The organism is Stenotrophomonas sp. YJH_SMC_20 (genome assembly GCF_059367845.1).
The window spans coordinates 449885-471255 of sequence record NZ_JCAFRG010000001.1; the positions used below are offsets into that span (position 1 = coordinate 449885).

Sequence of the window (21371 nt, forward strand, 5' to 3'; positions counted from 1 at the left end):
GTCTGTAATGCCCCACCCGACCCCACCGAGCCTGCTGCCCTGATGCCCTGGTCCCCGCTGCCCGCCTTCCCTGCCCACCTGCATGCCGCTGCGGCCCGCGTCCGCCTGGCCTGCTTCGACGTGGACGGCACCCTCACTGACGGTCGGCTGTACTACGACAAGGAAGGGAACGAGAGCAAGGCGTACTTCGTGCAGGATGGCCTGGGCCTGAAACTGCTGCAGCAGCACGGTATCCACCCCGTGCTGATCACCGCGCGCAACAGCCAGTCCGCGCTCAAGCGCGGCGCCGACCTCGGCATCGACACCCAGATCGCCGTGGGCGACAAGCTGGCCAGCGTGCAGGCGCTGTGCGCGCAGCACGGCGTCGGCCTGGAGCAGGTGGCCTTCATGGGCGACGACCTGCCGGACCTGGCGCCGCTGGGCGCGGTCGGCCTGGCAGTGGCCCCGGCCAACGCCCACCCGTGGATCGCCGAGCGCGTGCACTGGCAGACCCGCGCCGACGGCGGACGTGGCGCCGCCCGCGAACTGTGCGACATCCTGCTGGCCGCACAGGGCCACGTGGATGCGGTGCTGGCGAGGTTCGGCGCATGAGCCTGCCGACACTGAACTGGCGCACCCTGCTGGGCGTCGGCCTGCTGCTGGCGGCGTTGCTCAGCAGCTGGGCCGCCCTGCGCAACCGCGACAAGGGCCCGGCCAACGACGGCCAGGAGCCGGGTGTGGACTACGTTCTGCACGACTTCCAGATCGTGGCCCTGGATGAGCACGGCAAGGAGTCGACCACCCTGCGTGCGCCGCGGCTGGAGCGCCAGCGTGGCGACCAGACCATCAACATCGCCACGCCGCTGTTCGAGATGCCGGACAAGGATGGCAAGCACTGGACCCTGCGTGCCGAGACCGGCTGGCTCAGCGCCAAGGGCGACCAGATGAAGCTGCGCGGCAATGTGGCCGGCGACAGCCCGGCCGATCCGGGCGTGGTGCCGACCACCTTCCGCACCGACCATCTGGACGTGTTCCCGAAGGAGAACCGCGCCCGCACCGACGCCCTGGTGACCATGACCCGCCCGGGCATGGAACAGTCCGGCGTCGGCTTCGAAGTGGATTCGAAGAACAACACGTATCATTTCCTCAGCCAGTCCAAGGGCCGTTACACGCCCAAACGCTGATTCCACCGCCATCCCGCGACGTCTCCGGACAGGCGCAGGGCCGGCAGCCCCACCCTCCGCCCCCGGCCCGCCCGGGAGGCCCCCACCGGTAGAACGGACCCCGATGAAGATTTCCTTTGCCGCCGTACTCGCGCTCGGTCTTCTTGTCCCCAGCGCCGCCTTCGCCAAGTCCACCGACCGCAACGAAGACATGCACATCGATTCCGGCGCCCAGTCCGGCACGCTCACCGGCGACGGCAAGACCGTGCTGTCGCAGGGCGTGATCATCACCCAGGGCACGCTGGACCTGCGCTCGTCCGAGGCCGAGATCTACCTCAAGGATGGCGAAGCCGTGCGCGCGGTGTTCACTGGCAAGCAGGCCAAGATGAAGCAGCAGCTCGATGACGGCACCTGGATGGATGCCGTTGCCGACCGCATCGACTACGACATCAAGACCGAGATCATCACCCTGACCGGCAACTACAAGGTCACCAGCGCGCGCGGCACCAATGCCGGCCAGCGCATGGTCTACAACACCCGCACCGGCGAAATGAACTCCGGTGGTGACGGCAGCCGTGTGCGCACCGTCATCCCGCCGAAGAACAAGACCCCGGCCGCGCCTGCGGCACAGCCCAAGGCCACCACGCCGGCGCAGCCGGCCGGGAGCAGGAAGTAATGCTCGTCGCCAAGGGCCTGCGCAAGAAGTACAAGCAGCGCGAAGTCGTCAAGGATTTCGGGCTGACCCTCGACGCCGGCGAAGTGGTCGGCCTGCTGGGCCCCAACGGTGCCGGCAAGACCACCTGCTTCTACATGATCGTCGGCCTGGTTGCGGCTGACGCTGGCAGCATCGTGCTCGACGGCAAGGACATCACCGGCGACCCGATGTATACCCGCGCCAAGCAGGGCGTGGGCTATCTGCCGCAGGAACCGTCGGTATTCCGCAAGCTGACCGTGGCCGACAACATCCGCCTGGTGCTGGAGCTGCGCGAAGACCTGGATGCGGCCGGCCGCGAGCGCGAATTGAACAGCCTGCTTGACGAACTGCAGCTGGGCCATGTTGCCGACCAGCTTGGCGCCAGCCTGTCCGGTGGCGAACGCCGCCGCTGCGAGATCGCCCGCGCCCTGGCAGCGCAGCCGCGCCTGATCCTGCTTGACGAGCCGTTCGCCGGTGTCGATCCGATTTCGGTCGGCGAGATCCAGCGCATCGTCACCCATCTCAAGCAGCGTGGCATCGGCGTGCTGATCACCGACCACAACGTGCGCGAGACCTTGGGTATCTGCGACCGCGCGTATATCCTCGCCGAGGGCAGCGTGCTGGCCCAGGGTTCGCCGGAAGCGATCCTGGACAACGCCGATGTACGCCGCGTCTACCTCGGGGATTCCTTCAAGCTGTGAAGCAGTCGCCGGGTCCCTTTCCTTCCTTTCGGCACAGGCATGAAGACTCGGCTGCAGACATCGTTGGGACAGCAACTGGTGCTTACGCCCCAGTTGCAGCAGGCGATCAAGCTGCTGCAGATGTCCACCACCGAGCTGGAGCTGGAAATCGCGCAGGCGGTGGAAAGCAATCCGCTGCTGGACTGGGCCGACAGCAGTGACAGCAGCAGTCCTGCCGGCGAAGGCGACGACAACGGCAACGATGCGCCCGCAGAACGCGCCGATGCCGGCGACGACTGGGCGCCGGCGGAACTGGACTGGAACGCGTCCGGCAGCGGCGGCAGCTTCGACGATGACGACGACAATGGCAGCGCCGCCGAGCGCGTAGCCGAAACCGAAACGCTGGCCGACCATCTGCTGTGGCAGCTGCATCTGTCGCATCTGTCCCCACGTGATCGCAGCATCGGTGCCGCGCTCATCGATGCACTGGACGATGACGGTTATCTGCGCGAACCGCTGGGCACCATCGCCGACACCCTGTTGCCGGCGATCCACGCCGGCGAGGACGAGATCCTCGCCGTGCTGCATCGCATCCAGCGCTTCGATCCGGTGGGTGTGGCTGCACGCACGCTGGGCGAATGCCTGCTGCTGCAGCTGGATGTGCTGCCCGGCGAAACGCCCGGGCTGGCGCTGGCGCGACAGATTGCCGCAGGCCCACTGGAACGGCTGCCACGCAGTGGCGTCGCCGGGCTTGCTCATGAGTTGAAGCAACCGATCGACGAGGTCGAGACTGCCGTCGCGCTGCTGCGCTCGCTGGACCCGCGCCCGGGCACGCAGATCGCACCGCTGTCGCAGGACACTTACGTGGTGCCGGACGTGGTGGTATGGCGGCAGAACGGCGTGTGGCGCGCTGCACTGGCCGCCCATGCCGGGCCGAAGGTGGTGATCCACCGCGGCTACGAACAGCTTATCCGGCGTTGCGGCGATGCCGATGCCGGCTACCTGCGTGCCCAGCTGCAGGAAGCACGCTGGCTGCTGAAAGGCCTGCAGCAGCGCGGCGAAACCCTGTTGCGCGTCGTGCGCAGCCTGATCCTGCAGCAGGCCGGCTTCCTTGAATTCGGCGAGCAGGCGCTGCGCCCACTGACTCTGCGCGAGATTGCCACCGAACTGGGCCTGCACGAATCCACGGTGTCGCGTGCGATCGCCCGCAAGCACGTGCGCACCCCGCGCGGCACCCTGCCACTGCGGGCCTTCTTCGCCTCCGGCATCGATACCGAAGGCGGCGGCGAGGCGTCCAGCACCGCCATCCAGGCGATGATCCGGCGCCTGATCGACGATGAGAATCCGCGCAAGCCGCTTTCTGACGCCAAGCTGGCTGACCTGCTCAAATCGTCGGGAATCCCAGTAGCGCGGCGCACCGTGGCGAAGTATCGTGAAGCCATGAACATTTCCGCCTCGCACGAAAGGGTCAGAATCGCTTGACGCGCCGCCGCGCCCGGCGGAGAGGTTCATTGGCACATCCGAACACAGGAGAAACCCGATGCGCATCGAAACGTTTGGCAAAGATGTCGAAGTCACCCCGGCCCTGCAGTCCTATGTGGAGGAAAAGCTGGCCCGGATCGGAAAGCACTTCGACCAGCACTGCGAAGCGCGGGTGACCCTCAAGCTGCAGAAGACCGAACACCATGTCGACGCCAGCCTCAACATCCCGGGCCAGACCCTGCACGCGGAGGCCAATGCCCAGACCATGTATGCCGCGATCGACCTGCTTGCGGACAAGCTTGACCGCCTGGTGATCAAGCACAAGGAGAAAAAACAGCAGCACGCGCCGCTGCCGGTGGGCGACAATGGTGGCTGATCGCCACCGTTCCCCGCAGACATGCCCCTGACTGACCTCCTGGCGGCCGTGCAGACCCAGCTCTGCACGGCCACCGACCGTGACAGCGTCCTGCAGGCCGCCGCCGGGTTGCTGGCCTGCCGCCAGGCCAATGCCGAACAGATCTATCTGAACCTGTGCCAGCGCGAAGCCCTGGGCAGCACCGCGATCGGCCACGGCATCGCCATCCCCCACGGCCGCGCGCCTACCCTTGATCGCCCCCGTGGCGCCCTGCTGCGATTGGCCGCCCCGGTCGATTTCGGCGGCGACGAACCGGTGGACCTGGTGTTCGCCATGGCCGTCCCCGCCCACTACACCCACCAGCACCTGATGCTGTTGTCCGAGCTGGCCGAACTGTTTTCCGCGCCGGACATCCGCCAGGCCCTGCGCGAAGCGGGCGATGCCCGGGCGCTGCGCGAGGCGCTGGACATGACCCCTCCTGCGAGTGCCGCATGAATACCAGCATCACCGCCCGTGAACTGTTCGAACAGCAGCGCGAGCGGCTGGGGTTGCGCTGGGCCGCCGGCAAGTCCGGTGAGAAGCGCGAGCTGGAGGCCGGCAATACCGTCTCGCGGCGTCCCTCGCTGGCCGGCTACCTCAACGCGATCTATCCCAACAAGGTGCAGATCCTGGGCACCGAGGAACTGTCCTGGCTGGATGCACTGGAACCACGCCAGCGCTGGGAGACCATCGAAAAGATCATGCAGTCGCACCCGCTGGCGCTGGTGCTGACCCGCAACCAGCCCTGCCCGGAAGACCTCCGCGCCGCTGCTGACGAATCCGGCACGCCGCTGTGGCTCTCGCCCAAGCGCGGCCACGAACTGCTCAACCACCTGTCCTACCATCTGGCGCGTACGCTGGCGCCGCGGGTGATCCTGCACGGCGTGTTCATGGAGATCTATTCCATCGGCGTGCTGATCACCGGCGAGGCCGGATCGGGCAAGAGCGAGCTGGCGCTGGAGCTGCTCACCCGCGGCCATCGCCTGGTCGCCGACGATGCCCCCGAGTTCACCCAGATCGCCCCGGACGTACTCGACGGCACCTGCCCCGAACTGCTGCAGGACCTGCTGGAAGTGCGCGGCCTGGGCGTGCTCAACGTGCGCGAGATGTTCGGCGACACGGCTGTAAAGAAGAACAAGTACCTTCGGCTGATCGTCCACCTGACCAAGCCGATGACCGAACCCACCCCACATGGCTACGAACGCCTGACCGGCGATTCGGGCACCCGCCATGTGCTGGACCTGGACGTTCCGCTGATCACCCTGCCGGTGATGCCCGGCCGCAACCTGGCCGTACTGACCGAAGCCGCGACCCGCCTGCACATCCTGCGCACCAAGGGCATCGACCCGGCGGCTATGTTCATCGCCCGCCACAGCAACCTGCTGGAACGGCGAACACCCTGATTTCCCTGCCCCTCGAAGAGCCTGTCCATGAGCACCGTCACCCCCTCCGCCCCGACCCTGATCATCGTCAGCGGCCTGTCCGGCTCGGGTAAATCCGTCGCCCTGAAGACCTTCGAGGACCAGGACTACTACTGCTCGGACAACCTGCCGATCAATCTGCTGCCCGACTTCGTGCGCAGCCTGCTGGCCAACCATGACGGCAGCGCGCCGCGCCGCCTGGCCGTGGGCATCGACGTTCGCGGGCAGGCCGATCTGAGCCAGCTGGGCAACTGGCGGCAGCTGGCCACTGACGCCGGCGTGGAAGTGAAGGTACTGTTCTTCGAGGCCAGCGATGAGGCTGTGCTCAAGCGCTACGCCGACACCCGGCGCCGTCATCCGCTGAGCCAGCTGGGCCTGTCGCTGCCCGAAGCGATCGCACGCGAACGTGAATTGACGGCACCGCTGCGCCGCGAGGCCGATGCGGTGATCGATACCAGCAACCTCAACGTGCATCAGCTGCGGCGGCGGATCATCACCGAGTTCACGCTGGACCATGCCACCGGACTGTCCCTGCTGTTCGAATCGTTCGCGTACAAGCGCGGCGTGCCGGCCGAGGCGGACTTCGTATTCGATGCGCGGGTGCTGCCCAATCCACACTGGGACCCCGATCTGCGTGCGCTGAGCGGCCGCGAACCGGGCGTGCGCGACTATCTGGAAGCACAGCCGGACGTGCAGCGTTACCTGGCCCAGCTGATGGATTTCCTCGATACGTGGCTGCCGAAACTGGGGGATGGCACCCGCAGCTACGTGACGGTGGCGTTCGGCTGCACCGGCGGCAAGCACCGCTCGGTGTTCCTGGCCGAGCGCCTGGCCCGGCATGCCCGCGAGATGGGCTGGGAAGATGTGGCCACGTATCACCGCGAACAGGATTGAGGGGGGCGGCCGGGCTGCGCCCGGCACCCGCCGGTAGTGCCGGCCGCTGGCCGGCAACAGCAACAGCAACAGCAGAAGCGGCATTCCGTGGGATGGCGGGGCGGTGTGGATCTGCAGGACACGCCGTAGACCCCGCTCCGCGGTCCGGCCCAGCCGCTGGCGGCTGGGCGTTCGGGCGCTTGCGAAGCAGTGCTTCGCAAGCAAAGCGCCCTCACCCCTGGGGGCTCGATGGCGCCATCCATGGCGCCAACGGTCCTGCCTGCCCACACCGCCCCGCCTCTGACAGATTTCTGCTGCTGGTGGGTGTCGACCCTGGTCGACACGATGGATCCACGCGTGCGTGGATGAATCGCTGTCAGGCATCGAAAAACGGATGGGGTCGGATCTCTTTCTCAACGGAAAGGCTCCCCTCTCGAGCAACGCTGAATACGGGACACAGTGCCCCTCATCTGCTGCTATCGCCAATTCACCTTGACCTGTTAACGTGCAGTAATGACCTGTGGCATTCTCCTCGTAACACATCCGGGGGTCGGGCCCGCCCTGCTTGAGGTGGCGACCCGGCTCCTGCGGCAATTGCCGCTGAAAACCGAAGCTTTCGAAGTACCGTTCGACGCAGACCTGGACGCCCTGCTCCCGCTCGCCTCGGCCGCCCTGCGGCGGGTCGATGCAGGGGATGGCGTGCTGATCCTGACCGACCTGTACGGCGCCAGCCCCGCCAACCTAGCCGGGCAGCTGGCCCGGTTGGGGACCCCGGTTCGCCGGGTATCGGCGCTGAGCCTGCCGATGTTGCTGCGGGTGATGAATTATCCGGAACAGGGACTGGATCTACTGCCCGCCACAGCCGCGGCGGGCACCCGTAATGGAGCGATAGTCGACGATGCTTGAACGAGAACTCACCGTGAGCAACCGCCTGGGCCTGCACGCCCGGGCCACCGCCAAGCTGGTGCAGACCCTGGCGCCGTTCCGCTGCAACGTGACCATGGCCGCCAAGGGCCGTGAGATCAACGCCAAGAGCATCATGGGCGTGATGCTGCTGGCCGCCGGCCAGGGCACTCCGGTCACGGTGCGCATCAACGGCGAGGACGAAGCCGCCGCGATGGAAGCGGTGGTCGGTCTGTTCGAGCGCCGCTTCGACGAGGACAGCTGAGCGTGCCGCGCGCGCGCGCCGGCCAGGTTCCTTCCGGCCAGCGGCCGGTCCAGCTGCTGGCTGGGCACGGTGCTGCCCGTGGCGCGGCGATGGGCCGCGCACGGGTACGCCTGCCGCATGCGCTGGAGGTGGCCGAGCAACGCATCGGCGCCCACCAGGTCGAGGCCGAGCTGGCCCGCCTGCATCGTGCGGTGGATGCCGCGCGCACGGAAATGCACGAACTGCGCCAGCGCCTGCATGGCGCATTGAACCAGGAAGTGGGCGAGTTCCTGGACCTGCACGCGCTGCTGCTGGACGATCCCGAGCTGTTGTTCGGGCTGGACGAGCTGATCCGCAGCGGTCCCTACAGTGCCGGCTACGCATTGCGCCTGCAGCGTGACCGCCTGGCCAAGGTCTTCGATGGCATGGACGATGCCTACCTGAAGAGCCGCATGGACGACCTGGACCATGTCATCGGCCGCATCCACGCGTTCCTGCAGCCTGAACGCGCGCCGGTGATGAAGGGCCTGGCCGGCGAGATCCTGGTCTGCGACAACATCGCCCCGTCCGAACTGGCCCAGCTGCAGGCCCAGGGCGTGGTTGGCATCGTCACCGCCGCCGGCAGCGCGCTGTCGCACAGCGCGATCCTGGCGCGCAGCCTGCATCTGCCGTTGATCGTGAACGTTCCGCAGCTGCTCAGCCGCATCGCCGATGGCGACGTGCTGATCATCGATGGCGCCGACGGCAGCATCACCGCCAACCCGCAGGCCGACAACCTGCGTGACTATCGCGCGCGCCTGAAGGAGCATGCGCGCGAGCAGCGCGAGCTCGGCCGCCTGCGCAGCAAGCCCAGCCGCACCCGCGACCAGGTCGACATCGCCCTGCTGGCCAATGCCGAATCGCTGGAAGACGTCACCCAGGCGCACGCGCTGGGCGCGCAGGGACTGGGCCTGTACCGCACCGAGTTCCTGTTCCTGCAGCGCAACGAGCTGCCGGATGAAGAAGAACAGTTCCAGACCTACCGGGATGCCGCGTTGGGCATGAGCGGGCGACCGGTCACCATCCGCACGCTCGATCTGGGCGCGGACAAGGCCGACCGCACCGGCCTGACCCTCAGCAATGAAGAGAACCCCGCCCTGGGTCTGCGCGGCGTACGCCTGTCGCTGGCACGGCCGAAGGTGGCCGATACCCAGCTGCGCGCGATCCTGCGCGCCTCCGCCTACGGCAAGCTGCGCGTGCTGGTGCCGATGGTCAGCACCCGCGAGGAGCTGCTGGCGGTGCGCCGGCGCATGCTCAAGCTGACCGAACAGCTGCGCGGCGAGGGCCACATGGTGTCCGACCACGTGCCGCTGGGCGCGATGATCGAAGTTCCTGCGGCAGCACTGGCGCTGGAGAGCTTCATCGACCTGGTCGATTTCCTGTCGATCGGCACCAATGACCTGGTGCAGTACCTGCTGGCCGCCGACCGCAACAACGAGGCACTGGGCGAACTGTATTCGCCACTGCATCCGGCCGTGCTGCGACTGCTGCAGATGGTCATCGAGACCGGCGCGCGTCACCGCATCCCGGTGGCGGTCTGCGGCGAGATGGCCGGCGACGCACGGATGACCCCGCTGCTGCTGGCGCTGGGCCTGACCGAGTTCAGCCTGCACCCCGGCACGCTGCTGGAAGTGCGCCGTGCGATCCGCGATGCCGATCTGGCCGCATTGCGCGCGCGCGCGCCGAAGCTGCTGGCCGCACGCGACCGCCGCGCGATCGAGCGCTGGCTGGCGCTGGTGGCCGAAACGGCCTGACTGCCGAGGGTAGTCTGGTCGCTGGCCGGCAATCTCGTGGACTTCGATGGGGACGATTGCGGGCCAGCGGCCGGCGCAACCACCGCCCCTCGGCTATGCGTTGAAACATCCCCTTGCGATAATGACGCGCTGAACACCCCTGTTGCCGCATCCTCGCCGGGATCGCGGCTTTTCTTATCCCGCGGGAGCTGCGATGGCTGAAGCCGTACGCCACGACAAGACTGCGCGCCAACTGCGGATGCTGTCCGACGCACTGGACAGCGGTCGGCTGGGCCCGGTGCGTCGCCTGGTCAACACCCTGGCCCCGGCCGAGATCGGCAACCTGCTTGAATCGCTGCCGCCGGGCAAGCGCGAGGTGGTGTGGGGCCTGGTCGATCCGGAAGATGACGGCGAGGTGCTGGTCCACGTCGGCGACGACGTGCGCGAGAGCCTGCTCGCGGACATGGACCCGGACGAAATCATCGCCGCGGTCGAAGACCTGGACATCGACGACCTGGCCGACCTGGTCGAAGACCTGCCCGATACGGTCATCGACGAAGTCCTCAAGTCGATGGACCGCGAGAACCGCGAGCGCCTGGAACAGGTGCTGTCCTATCCCGAGGACAGTGCCGGCCGCCTGATGAACCCGGACGTGGTGACCGTGCGCGCCGACGTCAACGTGGACGTGGTGCTGCGCTACCTGCGCCTGCGCGGCGAACTGCCGGACCACACCGACCACCTGTTCGTGGTCAGCCGGCGCCACCAGTACCTTGGCCGGGTGTCGCTGGCGGCACTGGTGACCCACGAGGACACCACCCCGATCAACCGCCTGATCGACGACGAGCAGCCGGCCATCGACGTCGGCGAGAGCGACCAGGAAGTCGCGCGGCAGTTCTCCGACCATGACTGGATCTCCGCACCGGTGGTGGACGAGAACAACATCCTCGTTGGTCGCATCACCATCGATGACGTGGTCGACATCATCCGTGGCCAGGCCGAGCACCAGGCGCTGGGCGCCGCCGGCCTGGACGAGGACGAGGATCTGTTCAGCCCGGTCTGGCGCGCCATGCGCCGCCGCCTGATGTGGCTGTCGATCAACCTGTGCACGGCCTTCCTGGCCTCCAGCGTGGTCGGTCACTTCGAGGGCACCATCGACAAGCTGGTGGCGCTGGCGGTGCTGATGCCGATCGTGGCCGGCCTCGGTGGCAACGCCGGCACCCAGGTGCTGGCGCTGATGGTGCGCGGCCTGGCGCTGGGCCAGGTGGGCGCCTCCAACGCGCGCACCCTGCTGTGGAAGGAAGTGCGTGTTGCGCTGCTGAACGGCGTGATGCTCGGCTCGGTGCTGGGCCTGATCGTATTGGCCTGGTTCCATTCACCCGGGCTGTCTGCGGTGATCGCCATCGCACTGACCTGCAACCTGCTGTTCGCAGCGCTGGCCGGCGTGCTGGTGCCGCTCACACTGAAACGCTTCGGCTTCGATCCAGCGCTGGCCAGCGGTATCTTCCTGACCGCAGTGACCGACTCGATGGGCTTCTTCACTTTCCTCGGCCTGGCCACGCTGGTGCTGCTGCACTGACCGCATCGAGGATCGGCCCCCGCCACGCGGGTCGTTGACTCCACCCAACCGGAACACCCATGGCAACAACGATCGAAAACTATTTCCAGCCCGGCTGGCGCGACCAGCAGCACACCTGCCCGGCCTGCGAGTGGAAGGGCAGCTCGCGCGCCATGGAGATGGAACTGGACGAGGACGCCACCGAGTATGACTGCCCGGTCTGCGAGAACCCGCTGCTGGTGGTCCTGCACCCGGATATGGCGCAGGTGCAGGCTGCGGCGGCGGCAGGCAATGCCGAAGCGCAGGAACAACTGGACATCATTGCCAGCTTCCCGCGCCCGCAGTGACGCGGCGCACGATGCCGCGCTGGCGACAGCGGACTACGATGCAGGCGATCTCGCCACTTCGGGAAACCCCATGGTCCGTTTGCTGTCGCGCTGGCTGCCACTGCTGGCCCTTCTGTTGATGAGCGGCTGCACGTCGCTGCCGGATGGCGCGCGGGGTCGCTTCGAAGCCCGCGCCGTGAAGGTGGATGGCGAGACGGCCTACTACCAGGTATTCATTCCGGCCGCATCGGCGCGTACACCGGGCTCACTGCCGGTCGTGCTGTTCCTGCACGGTTCGGGCGAGCGCGGCGCCGATGGCGTGAAGCAGACCCACGCGGGGCTGGGACCGTACCTGCGCGAGCAGGCCGCCGATTTCCCTGCGTTGGCCGTATTTCCGCAGGCGCCGGGACGCGGGGAATGGAGCGGGCGCAACAACCGTGTGGCCCTGGCCGCGCTGGATGCAGCGATCGCCGAGTTCGGTGCCGATCCGGCGCGGCAATACCTGACCGGCATGTCGATGGGTGGCTACGGCAGCTGGAATATCGCCTTGGACAACCCGCACCGATTTGCTGCGATCGTGCCGGTGTGCGGCGCGGTGCTGGCCCCGCGCGCGGTACGTCCGACCCTGTTCGTCGAACAGGTGGCCGGTGAAACCGACCCGTATGCGGCCATTGCCCAGCGCCTGCGGCAGACGCCGATCTGGATCTTCCATGGCGCGCTGGATGACGTGGTGCCGCCGGATGACGACCGCCGGCTGCACGCCGCATTCCAGAACGCCAACGCGCGTGACGTGCGCTACACCGAATACCCGGAAGGCAACCACAATGCCTGGGACGCCACCTACGCCGACCCGGCGATGTGGGAATGGATGTTCGCGCAGAAGCGCTGAGCCATAGTTTCTGCTGGGAAACATCTGTGGGTGGATGCCAACCGTTGGTCGGCTTGGTATTGGTGGATGCCAACCGTTGGCCGGCTTGGGTATTGGTGGGTGCCGACCGTTGGTCGGCACTATCTCTCCGCTTCGGGGTAATCCATTGCTTGGTACCTCCCATCGATCTCCCATCGGCACCAGGCATACGGATACTCTCCCACGCAGCTCGCCAAGTTCGCCCTGACCGGGTTGGCGACGATGTACATCGCATGGCGAAACAGTGATTCTTCAGAACGCATGGCGTGATCGTGATAGCTCGATTGCCAAAATGGTCCTGTCTTACCCAGCATGCGGTTGATCCGCAATGCACTGCTCGATTTGAAGCGTTGCATGATGTAGTCCAGCGAGAACGCACGGATCTCCACAAGCCAATGGATGTGGTCCGGCATGACCACATAGGCAAGTGAGTGCGTCAGGCCATCATCATCAATGCGACGGAACACATCCATCACCTCCTGTGCCGCAGTGGCATCATCAAAGTAGCGTCGACGTTCCTGGGTGACGGTGGTCAGGATGTAGGATTGCCCGATCCGGGAATGACGGCCAAGGCGTAGGCGTGCGCGGTTCATGGGCCCAAGCGTGCGCCTGCCGGTATCCCTCTTCTATCGGGCAACCACGTCAGTACAGGTGGGCCCGGAACCATTCAATGGCCAGGCCCGCACTTCACCGCACTGATGGTTCAGTGCCGACCAACGGTCGGCACCCACCGGGTCGGATAAGGACAGATCAACCGTGCCGACCAACGATCGGCACCCACCGGGTCGGATGAGGACAGATCAGCCGTGCCGACCAACGGTCGGCACCCACCAAAGTGGTCAGCCCAGCAAGGTTTCCAGCACGGCCATGCGCACCGCGACGCCGTTGGCGACCTGGCGCAGCACCCACGACTGCGGGCCGTCGGCCACGTCATCGGTGACTTCCACGCCACGGTTGATCGGGCCCGGATGCAGCACCGCAGCGTCCTTGCCGGCACGGGCCAAGCGTTCGTTGGTCAGGCCGTACTGGGCGTGGTACTGCTCCAGCGACGGCACCAGGCCTTCTTCCATGCGCTCGCGCTGCAGGCGCAGCATCATCAGCGCGTCGGCGCCTTCCAGCATCGCATCGAAATCATCGCCGACCACGCAGCCCTTCAGGGTCTCGTCGTCCGGCAGCAGTGACTGCGGGCCGCACACGCGGATCTCGCCCACCCCCAGCGTGCGCAGCGCATGCAGGTCGGTGCGCGCCACGCGCGAGTGCTTCACGTCGCCGACGATCACCACCTTCAGCTTCGAGAAATCCGGGCCCTTGGCCTGGCGCAGGGTCAGCATGTCCAGCAGGCCCTGGGTCGGGTGCGCGCTGCGGCCGTCGCCGGCGTTGATCAGTGCGGTGCCCTCGCCCGCCGCCTCGGCCAGCGCGGCCACGGCGCCGTCATCGGGGTGACGCACCACGAAGCCGCGCACGCCCATTGCTTCCAGGTTGCGCAACGTGTCGCAGGCCGTTTCGCCCTTGCGCGTGGACGAGGTCGACGCGTCGAAGTTCAGCACATCGGCGCCCAGGCGCTGCGCGGCCAGCTGGAACGAGCTGCGGGTGCGCGTGGACGGTTCGAAGAACAGCGTGCATACCGCAGAACCGGCCAGCACGTGGCGCTTGTTGCCGACACGGCCGACTGCGGCGTCACGGATCTGCCCTGCCCGGTCCAGCAACTGCAGCAGTGTTCCGCGCGGCAGGCCCTCCAGGGTCAGCAGGTGGCGCAGGCGTCCGGAGGCATCGATTTGCTGGGCAGTCATGGCGGGAGTCGTGCAGTCAGGGAATGGGGGTGGCGTCGTCGGGGGACGACAGCCAGCGGTCGATGATCACCGCCGCGGCCACAGCATCGAGGGCGGCCGCATCGCGGCGGCGCTTGCGTCCTTCGGCGCGCTCGACGGCGAAGCGGCGTGCGGCCTCGACCGAGCTGGAACGCTCGTCGATCATCACCACGGGCAGCTTGAAACGTTCCCGCAGCTGGCGGGCGAAGCCCTGCGCGCGCTTGCGGTTGGGCTGGTCCTGGCCGTCCAGCGTAAGCGGATCGCCGACCACCAGGCCGTCGGGCTTCCATTCCTTGAGTAGGCGCTCGATCGCGGTCCAGTCCGGGCCGTTGCCGTGCACATCGACCACGGCCACCGCGCGCGCATGGGCGGCGAAAGCACTGCCGATGGCCACGCCGATGCGTCGCGAGCCAACATCGAAACCCAGAACGGTGCCGTCACGGCGGATCGCCGGGGCAGCAGGAACCGGTGCGGGCGCGGCCGGCTCAGACATGGCCGCTGTAGTCGGTCAGCCGGAACAGATCCACGCCGATGCGCGCAGCCGCGCCCTGCCAGCGCTGCTCCAGCGGCAGCTGGAACACCAGCTCGGCATCGGCCGGCACGGTCAGCCAGCTGTTCTCGGACAGCTCGCTTTCCAGCTGCCCTGCGCCCCAACCGGCACAGCCGAGGGTGACCACCGCATTGGCCGGGCCTTCGCCACGCGCCATCGCTTCGAGGATGTCGCGCGAGGTGGTCAGGTACAGGCCGTCGCCCACGGTCAGGCTGGAATCCCACGCGCGCGCGTCGTCGTGGATGACGAAGCCGCGTTCGGGATGCACCGGACCGCCATTGAGCACCATGCGCGCCTGCAGCTCGCCATCACCGGTGGTGATGTCCATCTGCGCAAGCACTTCACCCAGCGTGTATTCGGAAGGCTGGTTGACCAGTACGCCCATCGCCCCGTTCTCGTCGTGCTGGCAGATCAGCGCGACGCTGCGGGCAAAGGTCGCGTCGAGCAGCGACGGCAGCGCGACGAGCAGGTGATCGGCAAGGGAGGTCGGCATTACAGGCATGGGTCCATTCTACCTGCTGGGGGCGGGATGGTCGCGCGATGGCGCCGAACCGCGATGGGCTAGGATGGTGCTTTGCCATGGAAGGTCATCGATGCAGTCTTCATCGCCCCTGACCCTGCCGGCACGCAGCGCCATCGTCCTGATCGCCCTGCTGCAGGGTCTGATGCTGTATGCCGCGCAGGAATTGTCCGATGCGTGGCCGTTCCGCGATATCGGCTGGCGCTACTGCTGGTACGCCTGGGTGCTGGCCATTCCCAGCGCGGTGGCGCTGAGCCTGGTCGAGCTGGGCCAACGCCGCCTGTGGCTGCAGGCGGCGCTCGGCTCGGTGGTGGTGCTGGCACTGGCCGCCTGGATCGGCTGGAACCTCAATGGCGAGGCCGCACTGGAATCGGGCGCGTTGCAGCTTCCGTTGACCCTGGGCATGGCCGTGGCGGTGTTCGTGGCCCTGCCATGGTGGCAGTTCCAGCTGCAGCACGGTCAGTGGCGCGCCAGCTACCCCGGGCTGTTCGAGCGCGCCTGGCAGAACGGCTTGACCCTGGCCCTGGCGGCGCTGTTCACCGGGCTGACCTGGCTGCTGCTGTGGCTGTGGGCGGCGCTGTTCCAGCTGCTGGAGGTCACCTTCTTCCGCGATCTGTTCCGCCAGGATGCTTTCATCGCACTGGCCACCGGCAGCCTGGCCGGGTTTGGCGTGCTGATCGGGCGCACCCAGCATCGGGCGATCCAGATCACCCGCCAGGTGCTGTTCGCGATCTGCCGCGGGCTGCTGCCACTGCTCTCGTTCATCGCCGTGTTGTTCGTGCTGAGCCTGCCGCTTGCCGGGCTGGAGCCGCTGTGGAAGACCCGTTCGGCCGCCAGCCTGCTGGTGGTGGTGTCACTGCTGCTGGTGACGTTCACCAATGCGGTCTACCAGCAGGGGGAAGACTCCGCGCCGTACCCTCTCGTGCTGCGCCGTCTGGTCGAGGCCAGCCTGCTGGCGCTGCCGGTCTACGCCGCGCTGGCGCTGTATGCGCTGGGCCTGCGCGTGGTGCAGTACGGGTGGACAGTGGACCGGTTCTGGGCACTGCTGATCGCGCTGGCCGTGGCCGGCTATGCCCTGGGCTATGCGCTGGCGGTACTGCGTCGCCAGGGCCGCTGGCTGCAGGCGCTGGAACCGGTCAACCGCTGGATGTGCTGGGTGGTGCTCGCACTGGCCCTGCTGGGCAACTCGCCCCTGCTGGACCCGGTGCGGCTGACCCTGTCCAGCCAGCTGGAGCGCCTGCGCGCGGACCCGCCGGCGATCACCAGCAGTGACGTCAACGTGCTGCGCTTCGATCTTGGCCGCCGTGGCGTGCAGGCGCTGCGCGAGTTGCAGCGTGATCCGGCCATCATCGCCGATGCCAACGCGCCACAGGTGGTCGCGGCAGCACTGGCGCGTACCTCCCGCTGGGACGACGGCCACCGCCTCGACAAGGGGCCGCAGGACGTCGCCGCCCTGCGGCGCGCGCTGAAGCTGGCCGCCGGATCCAGCTCGCCACCGGACGACTGGTGGAAAGCTCTGGCCACCCGATCGATCAATGGCGAATCCTGCGCACAGAGCGAGCGCGACTGCCTGATCGTGCATCGCGACCTGGACGGTGATGGTACCGGCGAAGTGCTGCTGTGCGAGCTGTACACCCACCGTGGACCGGACTGCGTGCTGTACGCACGTGGCACCGATTCCCAGTGGCGCCGGGCCGGTGCGCTGTTCGGCACCGTCAGCGGGCCGGCCGAGGCGATCAACCAGGCCCTGCGTAACGGCAAACTCACGCTCGTGCCACCGCGCTGGCCGATGCTGTCCATCGGCGGGCACCCTGCAGTGGCCATCGATCCCGAACCCGAATCCGAATCCGAATCCGAATCCGAATCCAACGAGCCTTCCCCATGAGCGGTTACTGCCTGATTGCCCCCGGCCATCCGGTGCACGACTACTACCACGCCAACGAGTACGGCTTCCCGCAGCGGGACGAGCGTGAACTGTTCGAGCGATTGGTACTGGAAATCAACCAGGCCGGTTTGAGCTGGGAAACGATCCTGAAGAAGCGCGAGGGCTTCCGCGCAGCCTATGACGGCTTCGATGTGGACCGCGTGGCGGCCTACGGCGAGCAGGACATCGCGCGCCTGCTGTCGGACCCGGGCATCATCCGCAACCGCCTGAAGGTGCTGGCGGCGATCCACAACGCGCAGGTGATCCAGCAGCTGCGGGCCAGCCATGGCAGCTTCGCGGCGTGGCTGGATGCGCACCACCCACGCAACAAGGCCGACTGGGTGAAGCTGTTCAAGAAGACGTTCCGCTTCACCGGCGGCGAGATCACCGGCGAATTCCTGATGAGCCTGGGCTACCTGCCCGGTGCGCACGCCGAGGATTGCCCGGTGCATGCGCGGCTGCTGATGCTGTCACCGCCGTGGCTGCAGGCCGCCGTACGTTGAAGGACGGCCGCCGGGCATGGCCCGGCGCTACCGGAACCGCCACGTAGTAGCGCCGGGCCATGCCCGGCGAACGCGGAGAGCGCGATCACACACCCATGTAGCGGCCAGGGCGGTGGTTGAACATCAGCACAAGGCTGAGCACCACCGCGCCGATGGCCGAATACAGCACCTTCGACGGCGACAGCACGAAGAACGCGGCCACCATCAGGCAGGCGTCGTAGGACATCTGCACCTTGCCCGCGCTCCAGCCACGGGTGCGCTGCAGGTACACCGCCAGGATGCCGATGCCGCCGAGGCTGGCACGATGGCGGATGAAGAACAGGATGCCCAGGCCAGACAACGCGCCACCGACGATCGCCGAATACAGCGGGTTGATGTGCGAGAAGTCGATCCAGCGCGGCAGCAGGTCGGTCAACACGCCACAGGCGGTGACCGCAGCGAAGGTCTTCAGGGTGAATTCCCAACCCATGCGCCGCAGCGCCACCCAGTAGAACGGCAGGTTGACCAGCACGAACACCAGGCCGAAGTTCCAGCCCATCGCGTAGTGCAGCAGGAACGCCATGCCCGCCATGCCGCCGATCATCAGCCCGCCCTTGGCGAAGATGGCCAGGCCCAGCGAGGCCACCATCGTGGCCAGCACCATGCCTTGCACGTCCTCGGCGATCGAGTGGCGCAGCGCTTTTTCGTCGGCGGTGGTGCCGGCGCTGTCGGGCGGCGGGGTCAGCGGACCGGCGGTGACCAGGTGGCCGTCAGCGTCGTCGCACGGCGCGGGGCCATGGGAAGGAAGGGACATGCGGGTGGGGGAACAGCAGGTGGGGAGCGGTATTAGACACGATCCGCATGACAGTTGCAGATGAAATCGTTCAGCTGAATGCGCCCCGCCCTGCCCCGGGCCCGCCGCTGCTCAGCCCTTGCCGGCCAGATGGTGCGCCACCAGCGCGTTGGCATGGCCATGGCCCAGCCCATGCTCACTTTTCAGGAAGCTGACCAGTTCCATGTGTTTCAGGCCCTTCTTCCCTGCCAGCAGCCCGAGCCAGTGGGCGACCGGTTGCCCATAGGTCTTCTCGATGGAGGGGAAGTACGAGGCCGGGCCCTTGGGCTTGGTGTCAGTGCTCATGTGCAGCTCCCGTTGAAGTCATTCATTCGACGAACCACAGACGCAGAAATCGACATACCCACACGTCCGACCCAGTGCCGACCAACGGTCGGCACCCACCAAAGCAGAATGCCGTTCCAACAGCTCGCGGGAAATTGTCGAAGGCGGGGTGGCTCAGGTTGCGGGGGCGTGAGCGCCATGGGCCCGAGGCATGCCTCGGACGGGTTGGGCAGGACGCCCAACCCCGCTCTTGCCGTGTGCGCAGGACAGCGCACACGAGCAAGCGCGACCGAGGCTACATGGGTGAGGGCGCTTTGCTTGCGAAGCACTGCTTCGCAAGCGCCCGAACGCACAGCCGCCAGCGGCTGGGCCGGGCCCCGGAGGGGGACTTGCGCCGTCCCCCGCAACCTGAGCCACCCCGCCTCCCACGGGAAGCCAGCTTTTGACGTTGCCGTTGACGTTGATTCGGCAGGTGCCGGGCGCAGCCCGGCCGTATCATCCCCGCATGCCCCGCGAAAATCTCAACGACCTGCAGGCCTTCGTCCACGTTGCCCGCGAGGGCAGCTTCACCAAGGCTGCCGCCCAGCTGGGCGTGTCCCAGTCCGCGCTCAGCCATGCCATGCGCGGACTGGAGCAGCGCCTGGGCGTGCGCCTGCTGACCCGCACCACCCGCAGCGTGTCCACCACCGAAGCCGGCGCCCGCCTGCTGGAAACGCTGGCCCCGCGCCTGGCCGAGATCGAGGATGGGCTGGCCGCGCTGGCCGAGTACCGTGAACGCCCGGCCGGCACCATCCGCATCAATGCCACCGGCCACGCCGCCGAGTACATCGCCTGGCCCAGGCTGGCGCCGCTGCTGCAGCAGTATCCGGACTTGAAGGTGGAACTGGCGGCCGACTACGGGTTGGCCGACATCGTGGCCGAGCGCTACGACATCGGCATCCGCCTGGGCGAGCGGCTGGCGCGCGACATGATCGCCGTACCGATCAGCCCGCCGCTGCGCATGCGCGTGGTCGGGGCGCCCAGCTACTTCCGCCAGCGCCTGGTGCCGCGGCACCCGGACGACCTGGCCGGGCACAACTGCGTCACCCTGCGCCTGCCCACGCATGGCGGGCTGATGCCGTGGGATTTCGGCCAGGACGGCAATGAACTGAGCGTGCGTGTGAGCGGCCAGTGGATCTTCAACAGCATGGGCATGACCCGCGCCGCCGCGCTGGCAGGCAGCGGGTTGGCCTGGCTGCCGGAGGACCAGGTACAGCCGATGCTGGACGACGGCCGCCTGCTTTCGGTGCTGGACGACTGGTGCCCGCACTTCGATGGCTATTACGCGTACTACCCCTCGCGCCGCCACGTGACCGTGGCGATGCGGACGGTGCTTGATGCGCTGCGTGGGCCGATGGAGTGAGGATCAAGGAGTGCGGACCAACGGTCCGCACCCACCACCAACGTTCCGCACCCACCACCAACGGTCCGCACCCACTTGGTGATCAACCCTTGGCCTGTGCCGCACGCTGCGGGTTGTAGCGCTCGCCAACGATCGACACTTCGTCCAGCGCCTGCGCGATGCGTTGCAGTTCTTCCGGCGCCAGCTGCAGGTCGGCCGCGCCCAGGTTTTCCTCCAGACGATGGATTTTGGTGGTGCCTGGGATCGGCACGATCCACGGCGCCTGTGCCAGCAGCCAGGCCAGCGCCACCTGCGCCGGGGTCGCACCCCGCGCCGCCGCGATCGTGCTGATGCGATCCACCAGCGCCTGGTTGGCGCGACGCGCTTCCACTTCGAAACGCGGCACGCTGTTGCGGAAATCGTTGGCGTCGAAGGTGGTGTCGGCGTTGATCGCACCGGTCAGGAAGCCGCGGCCCAGCGGGCTGAACGGCACGAAGCCGATGCCCAGCTCCTGCAGCGTCGGCAGCAGTTCACGCTCCGGTTCGCGCCACCACAGCGAGTACTCGCTCTGCACGGCGGTGACCGGCTGCACCGCATGCGCGCGACGCACGGTGGCAGCACTGGCCTCGGACAGGCCGAAGTGGCCGACCTTGCCCTCGGCGATCAGGTCGCGCACGGTGCCGGCCACATCCTCGATCGGCACGTTCGGGTCGACGCGGTGCTGGTAGAACAGATCGATATGGTCGGTACGCAGGCGCTTGAGGCTGGCTTCGGCCACGGCACGGATGTTCTCCGGGCGGCTGTCCAGGCCGGCATCGGTGCGCGCGTCCCTGAAACCAAACTTCGTGGCGATCACCAGCCTGTCGCGGTAGGGCGCCAAGGCCTGGCCGAGCAGGTCTTCGTTGGTGTACGGGCCGTACACCTCGGCGGTGTCGAAGAAGGTCACGCCGCGCTCGACGGCAGCGTGCAGCAGGGCAATGCCCTGGCTCGGTTCGACCGGCTGGCCGTAGGCATGGGTCAGGCCCATGCAACCCAGGCCCAGGGCGGAAACCTTCAGGCCGCTGCGGCCGAGTTCACGTGTCTGCATCGTCGTGCTCCAGAGAGGGGAGCGCTGACGATACGCCTGCATTGGCGATGGATTGAACCGGCTGGACGGCAGTCGGTCATGACCGGAATTCATCAATCGCCCGCGCGCC

General features: G+C 67.4%; 25 protein-coding genes. 18 read left to right on the top strand and 7 right to left on the bottom strand.

Going from position 1 to position 21371, the window contains the following annotated elements:
• Positions 1–42: 42 nt before the first annotated feature.
• The 15 genes from AC5P6A_RS02105 to AC5P6A_RS02175 all read left to right on the top strand — a co-directional run bounded on the left by AC5P6A_RS02105 (position 43) and on the right by AC5P6A_RS02175 (position 12375).
• Positions 43–591: a KdsC family phosphatase gene (locus tag AC5P6A_RS02105; RefSeq protein ID WP_019659446.1), complete on the top strand. Its 549-nt coding sequence runs from the start codon at positions 43–45 to the stop codon at positions 589–591.
• A complete protein-coding gene (gene lptC / locus AC5P6A_RS02110) occupies positions 588–1163 on the top strand; it encodes an LPS export ABC transporter periplasmic protein LptC (RefSeq protein WP_180876217.1) in 576 nt (191 codons plus the stop codon). The genes AC5P6A_RS02105 and lptC overlap by 4 nt, the downstream gene beginning before the upstream one ends.
• A 103-nt stretch (positions 1164–1266) precedes the next feature.
• Positions 1267–1818 (top strand): lipopolysaccharide transport periplasmic protein LptA, encoded by a 552-nt coding sequence (lptA, locus tag AC5P6A_RS02115; protein WP_019659448.1) that lies wholly within the window; start codon positions 1267–1269, stop codon positions 1816–1818.
• Positions 1818–2537, top strand: coding sequence for an LPS export ABC transporter ATP-binding protein (gene lptB / locus AC5P6A_RS02120; RefSeq protein ID WP_019659449.1), 720 nt, complete (start codon positions 1818–1820; stop codon positions 2535–2537). The genes lptA and lptB overlap by 1 nt, the downstream gene beginning before the upstream one ends.
• 39 nt (positions 2538–2576) lie before the next feature.
• Positions 2577–3998, top strand: a complete 1422-nt coding sequence (locus AC5P6A_RS02125) for an RNA polymerase factor sigma-54 (protein WP_346714649.1) — start codon at positions 2577–2579, stop codon at positions 3996–3998.
• 58 nt (positions 3999–4056) lie between these two features.
• Entirely contained in the window at positions 4057–4374 is a 318-nt protein-coding gene (gene hpf, locus AC5P6A_RS02130) for a ribosome hibernation-promoting factor, HPF/YfiA family (protein ID WP_004147311.1), read from the top strand.
• 21 nt (positions 4375–4395) lie between these two features.
• Positions 4396–4848, top strand: a complete 453-nt coding sequence (locus AC5P6A_RS02135; protein ID WP_019659451.1) for a PTS sugar transporter subunit IIA — start codon at positions 4396–4398, stop codon at positions 4846–4848.
• Positions 4845–5795, top strand: coding sequence for an HPr(Ser) kinase/phosphatase (hprK, locus tag AC5P6A_RS02140; protein ID WP_019659452.1), 951 nt, complete (start codon positions 4845–4847; stop codon positions 5793–5795). Before AC5P6A_RS02135 ends, hprK begins: the two co-directional genes overlap by 4 nt.
• Positions 5796–5822: 27 nt before the next feature.
• The gene (gene rapZ / locus AC5P6A_RS02145; protein ID WP_019659453.1) at positions 5823–6707 is read left to right on the top strand and encodes an RNase adapter RapZ; all 885 of its coding nucleotides are present in this window, start codon (positions 5823–5825) and stop codon (positions 6705–6707) included.
• A 492-nt stretch (positions 6708–7199) separates the two neighbouring features.
• Complete coding sequence (locus AC5P6A_RS02150) at positions 7200–7592, top strand: PTS sugar transporter subunit IIA (protein ID WP_111103436.1); 393 nt, start codon at positions 7200–7202, stop codon at positions 7590–7592.
• Positions 7585–7854, top strand: a complete 270-nt coding sequence (locus AC5P6A_RS02155) for an HPr family phosphocarrier protein (protein WP_005408385.1) — start codon at positions 7585–7587, stop codon at positions 7852–7854. The genes AC5P6A_RS02150 and AC5P6A_RS02155 overlap by 8 nt, the downstream gene beginning before the upstream one ends.
• Positions 7855–7856: 2 nt before the next feature.
• Positions 7857–9626, top strand: coding sequence for a phosphoenolpyruvate--protein phosphotransferase (gene ptsP / locus AC5P6A_RS02160; protein ID WP_019659455.1), 1770 nt, complete (start codon positions 7857–7859; stop codon positions 9624–9626).
• Positions 9627–9819: 193 nt separating this feature from the next.
• Positions 9820–11181, top strand: a complete 1362-nt coding sequence (gene mgtE / locus AC5P6A_RS02165; RefSeq protein ID WP_019659456.1) for a magnesium transporter — start codon at positions 9820–9822, stop codon at positions 11179–11181.
• 59 nt (positions 11182–11240) lie between these two features.
• Positions 11241–11507 carry a hypothetical protein gene (locus tag AC5P6A_RS02170; protein ID WP_019659457.1) on the top strand — a complete coding sequence of 89 codons (267 nt, stop codon included), beginning with the start codon at positions 11241–11243 and terminating at the stop codon, positions 11505–11507.
• A gap of 70 nt (positions 11508–11577) precedes the next feature.
• Positions 11578–12375, top strand: coding sequence for a carboxylesterase family protein (locus tag AC5P6A_RS02175; RefSeq protein ID WP_111103434.1), 798 nt, complete (start codon positions 11578–11580; stop codon positions 12373–12375).
• A 119-nt stretch (positions 12376–12494) separates the two neighbouring features.
• Here AC5P6A_RS02175 and AC5P6A_RS02180 read toward each other — a convergent pair whose 3' ends face one another.
• From AC5P6A_RS02180 to AC5P6A_RS02195, 4 genes are all read right to left on the bottom strand, one after another.
• Entirely contained in the window at positions 12495–12986 is a 492-nt protein-coding gene (locus AC5P6A_RS02180) for an REP-associated tyrosine transposase (RefSeq protein ID WP_019659459.1), read from the bottom strand.
• A 246-nt stretch (positions 12987–13232) separates the two neighbouring features.
• A complete protein-coding gene (locus tag AC5P6A_RS02185) occupies positions 13233–14183 on the bottom strand; it encodes an aspartate carbamoyltransferase catalytic subunit (protein ID WP_180876219.1) in 951 nt (316 codons plus the stop codon).
• Between the two features lie 16 nt (positions 14184–14199).
• On the bottom strand, positions 14200–14694 hold the full coding sequence (gene ruvX / locus AC5P6A_RS02190; RefSeq protein WP_005415547.1) for a Holliday junction resolvase RuvX: 495 nt from the start codon (positions 14692–14694) through the stop codon (positions 14200–14202).
• Positions 14687–15253 (bottom strand): YqgE/AlgH family protein, encoded by a 567-nt coding sequence (locus tag AC5P6A_RS02195; protein ID WP_021202596.1) that lies wholly within the window; start codon positions 15251–15253, stop codon positions 14687–14689. Before AC5P6A_RS02195 ends, ruvX begins: the two co-directional genes overlap by 8 nt.
• 91 nt (positions 15254–15344) lie before the next feature.
• On the opposite strand from AC5P6A_RS02195, the gene AC5P6A_RS02200 reads away from it, so the two are divergent.
• A complete protein-coding gene (locus AC5P6A_RS02200) occupies positions 15345–17156 on the top strand; it encodes a DUF4153 domain-containing protein (protein ID WP_346714648.1) in 1812 nt (603 codons plus the stop codon).
• The gene (locus AC5P6A_RS02205) at positions 17153–17698 is read left to right on the top strand and encodes a DNA-3-methyladenine glycosylase I (protein WP_197574798.1); all 546 of its coding nucleotides are present in this window, start codon (positions 17153–17155) and stop codon (positions 17696–17698) included. Before AC5P6A_RS02200 ends, AC5P6A_RS02205 begins: the two co-directional genes overlap by 4 nt.
• Positions 17699–17783: 85 nt before the next feature.
• On the opposite strand, the gene AC5P6A_RS02210 is transcribed toward AC5P6A_RS02205, so the two are convergent.
• Positions 17784–18491: a YitT family protein gene (locus tag AC5P6A_RS02210; RefSeq protein WP_014036228.1), complete on the bottom strand. Its 708-nt coding sequence runs from the start codon at positions 18489–18491 to the stop codon at positions 17784–17786.
• Between the two features lie 111 nt (positions 18492–18602).
• Complete coding sequence (locus tag AC5P6A_RS02215; RefSeq protein ID WP_019659465.1) at positions 18603–18815, bottom strand: DUF4287 domain-containing protein; 213 nt, start codon at positions 18813–18815, stop codon at positions 18603–18605.
• A gap of 484 nt (positions 18816–19299) precedes the next feature.
• On the opposite strand from AC5P6A_RS02215, the gene AC5P6A_RS02220 reads away from it, so the two are divergent.
• Complete coding sequence (locus AC5P6A_RS02220) at positions 19300–20196, top strand: LysR family transcriptional regulator (RefSeq protein ID WP_346714647.1); 897 nt, start codon at positions 19300–19302, stop codon at positions 20194–20196.
• 82 nt (positions 20197–20278) lie between these two features.
• Here AC5P6A_RS02220 and AC5P6A_RS02225 read toward each other — a convergent pair whose 3' ends face one another.
• A complete protein-coding gene (locus AC5P6A_RS02225; RefSeq protein ID WP_346714646.1) occupies positions 20279–21262 on the bottom strand; it encodes an aldo/keto reductase in 984 nt (327 codons plus the stop codon).
• Between the last annotated feature and the right edge of the window lie 109 nt (positions 21263–21371).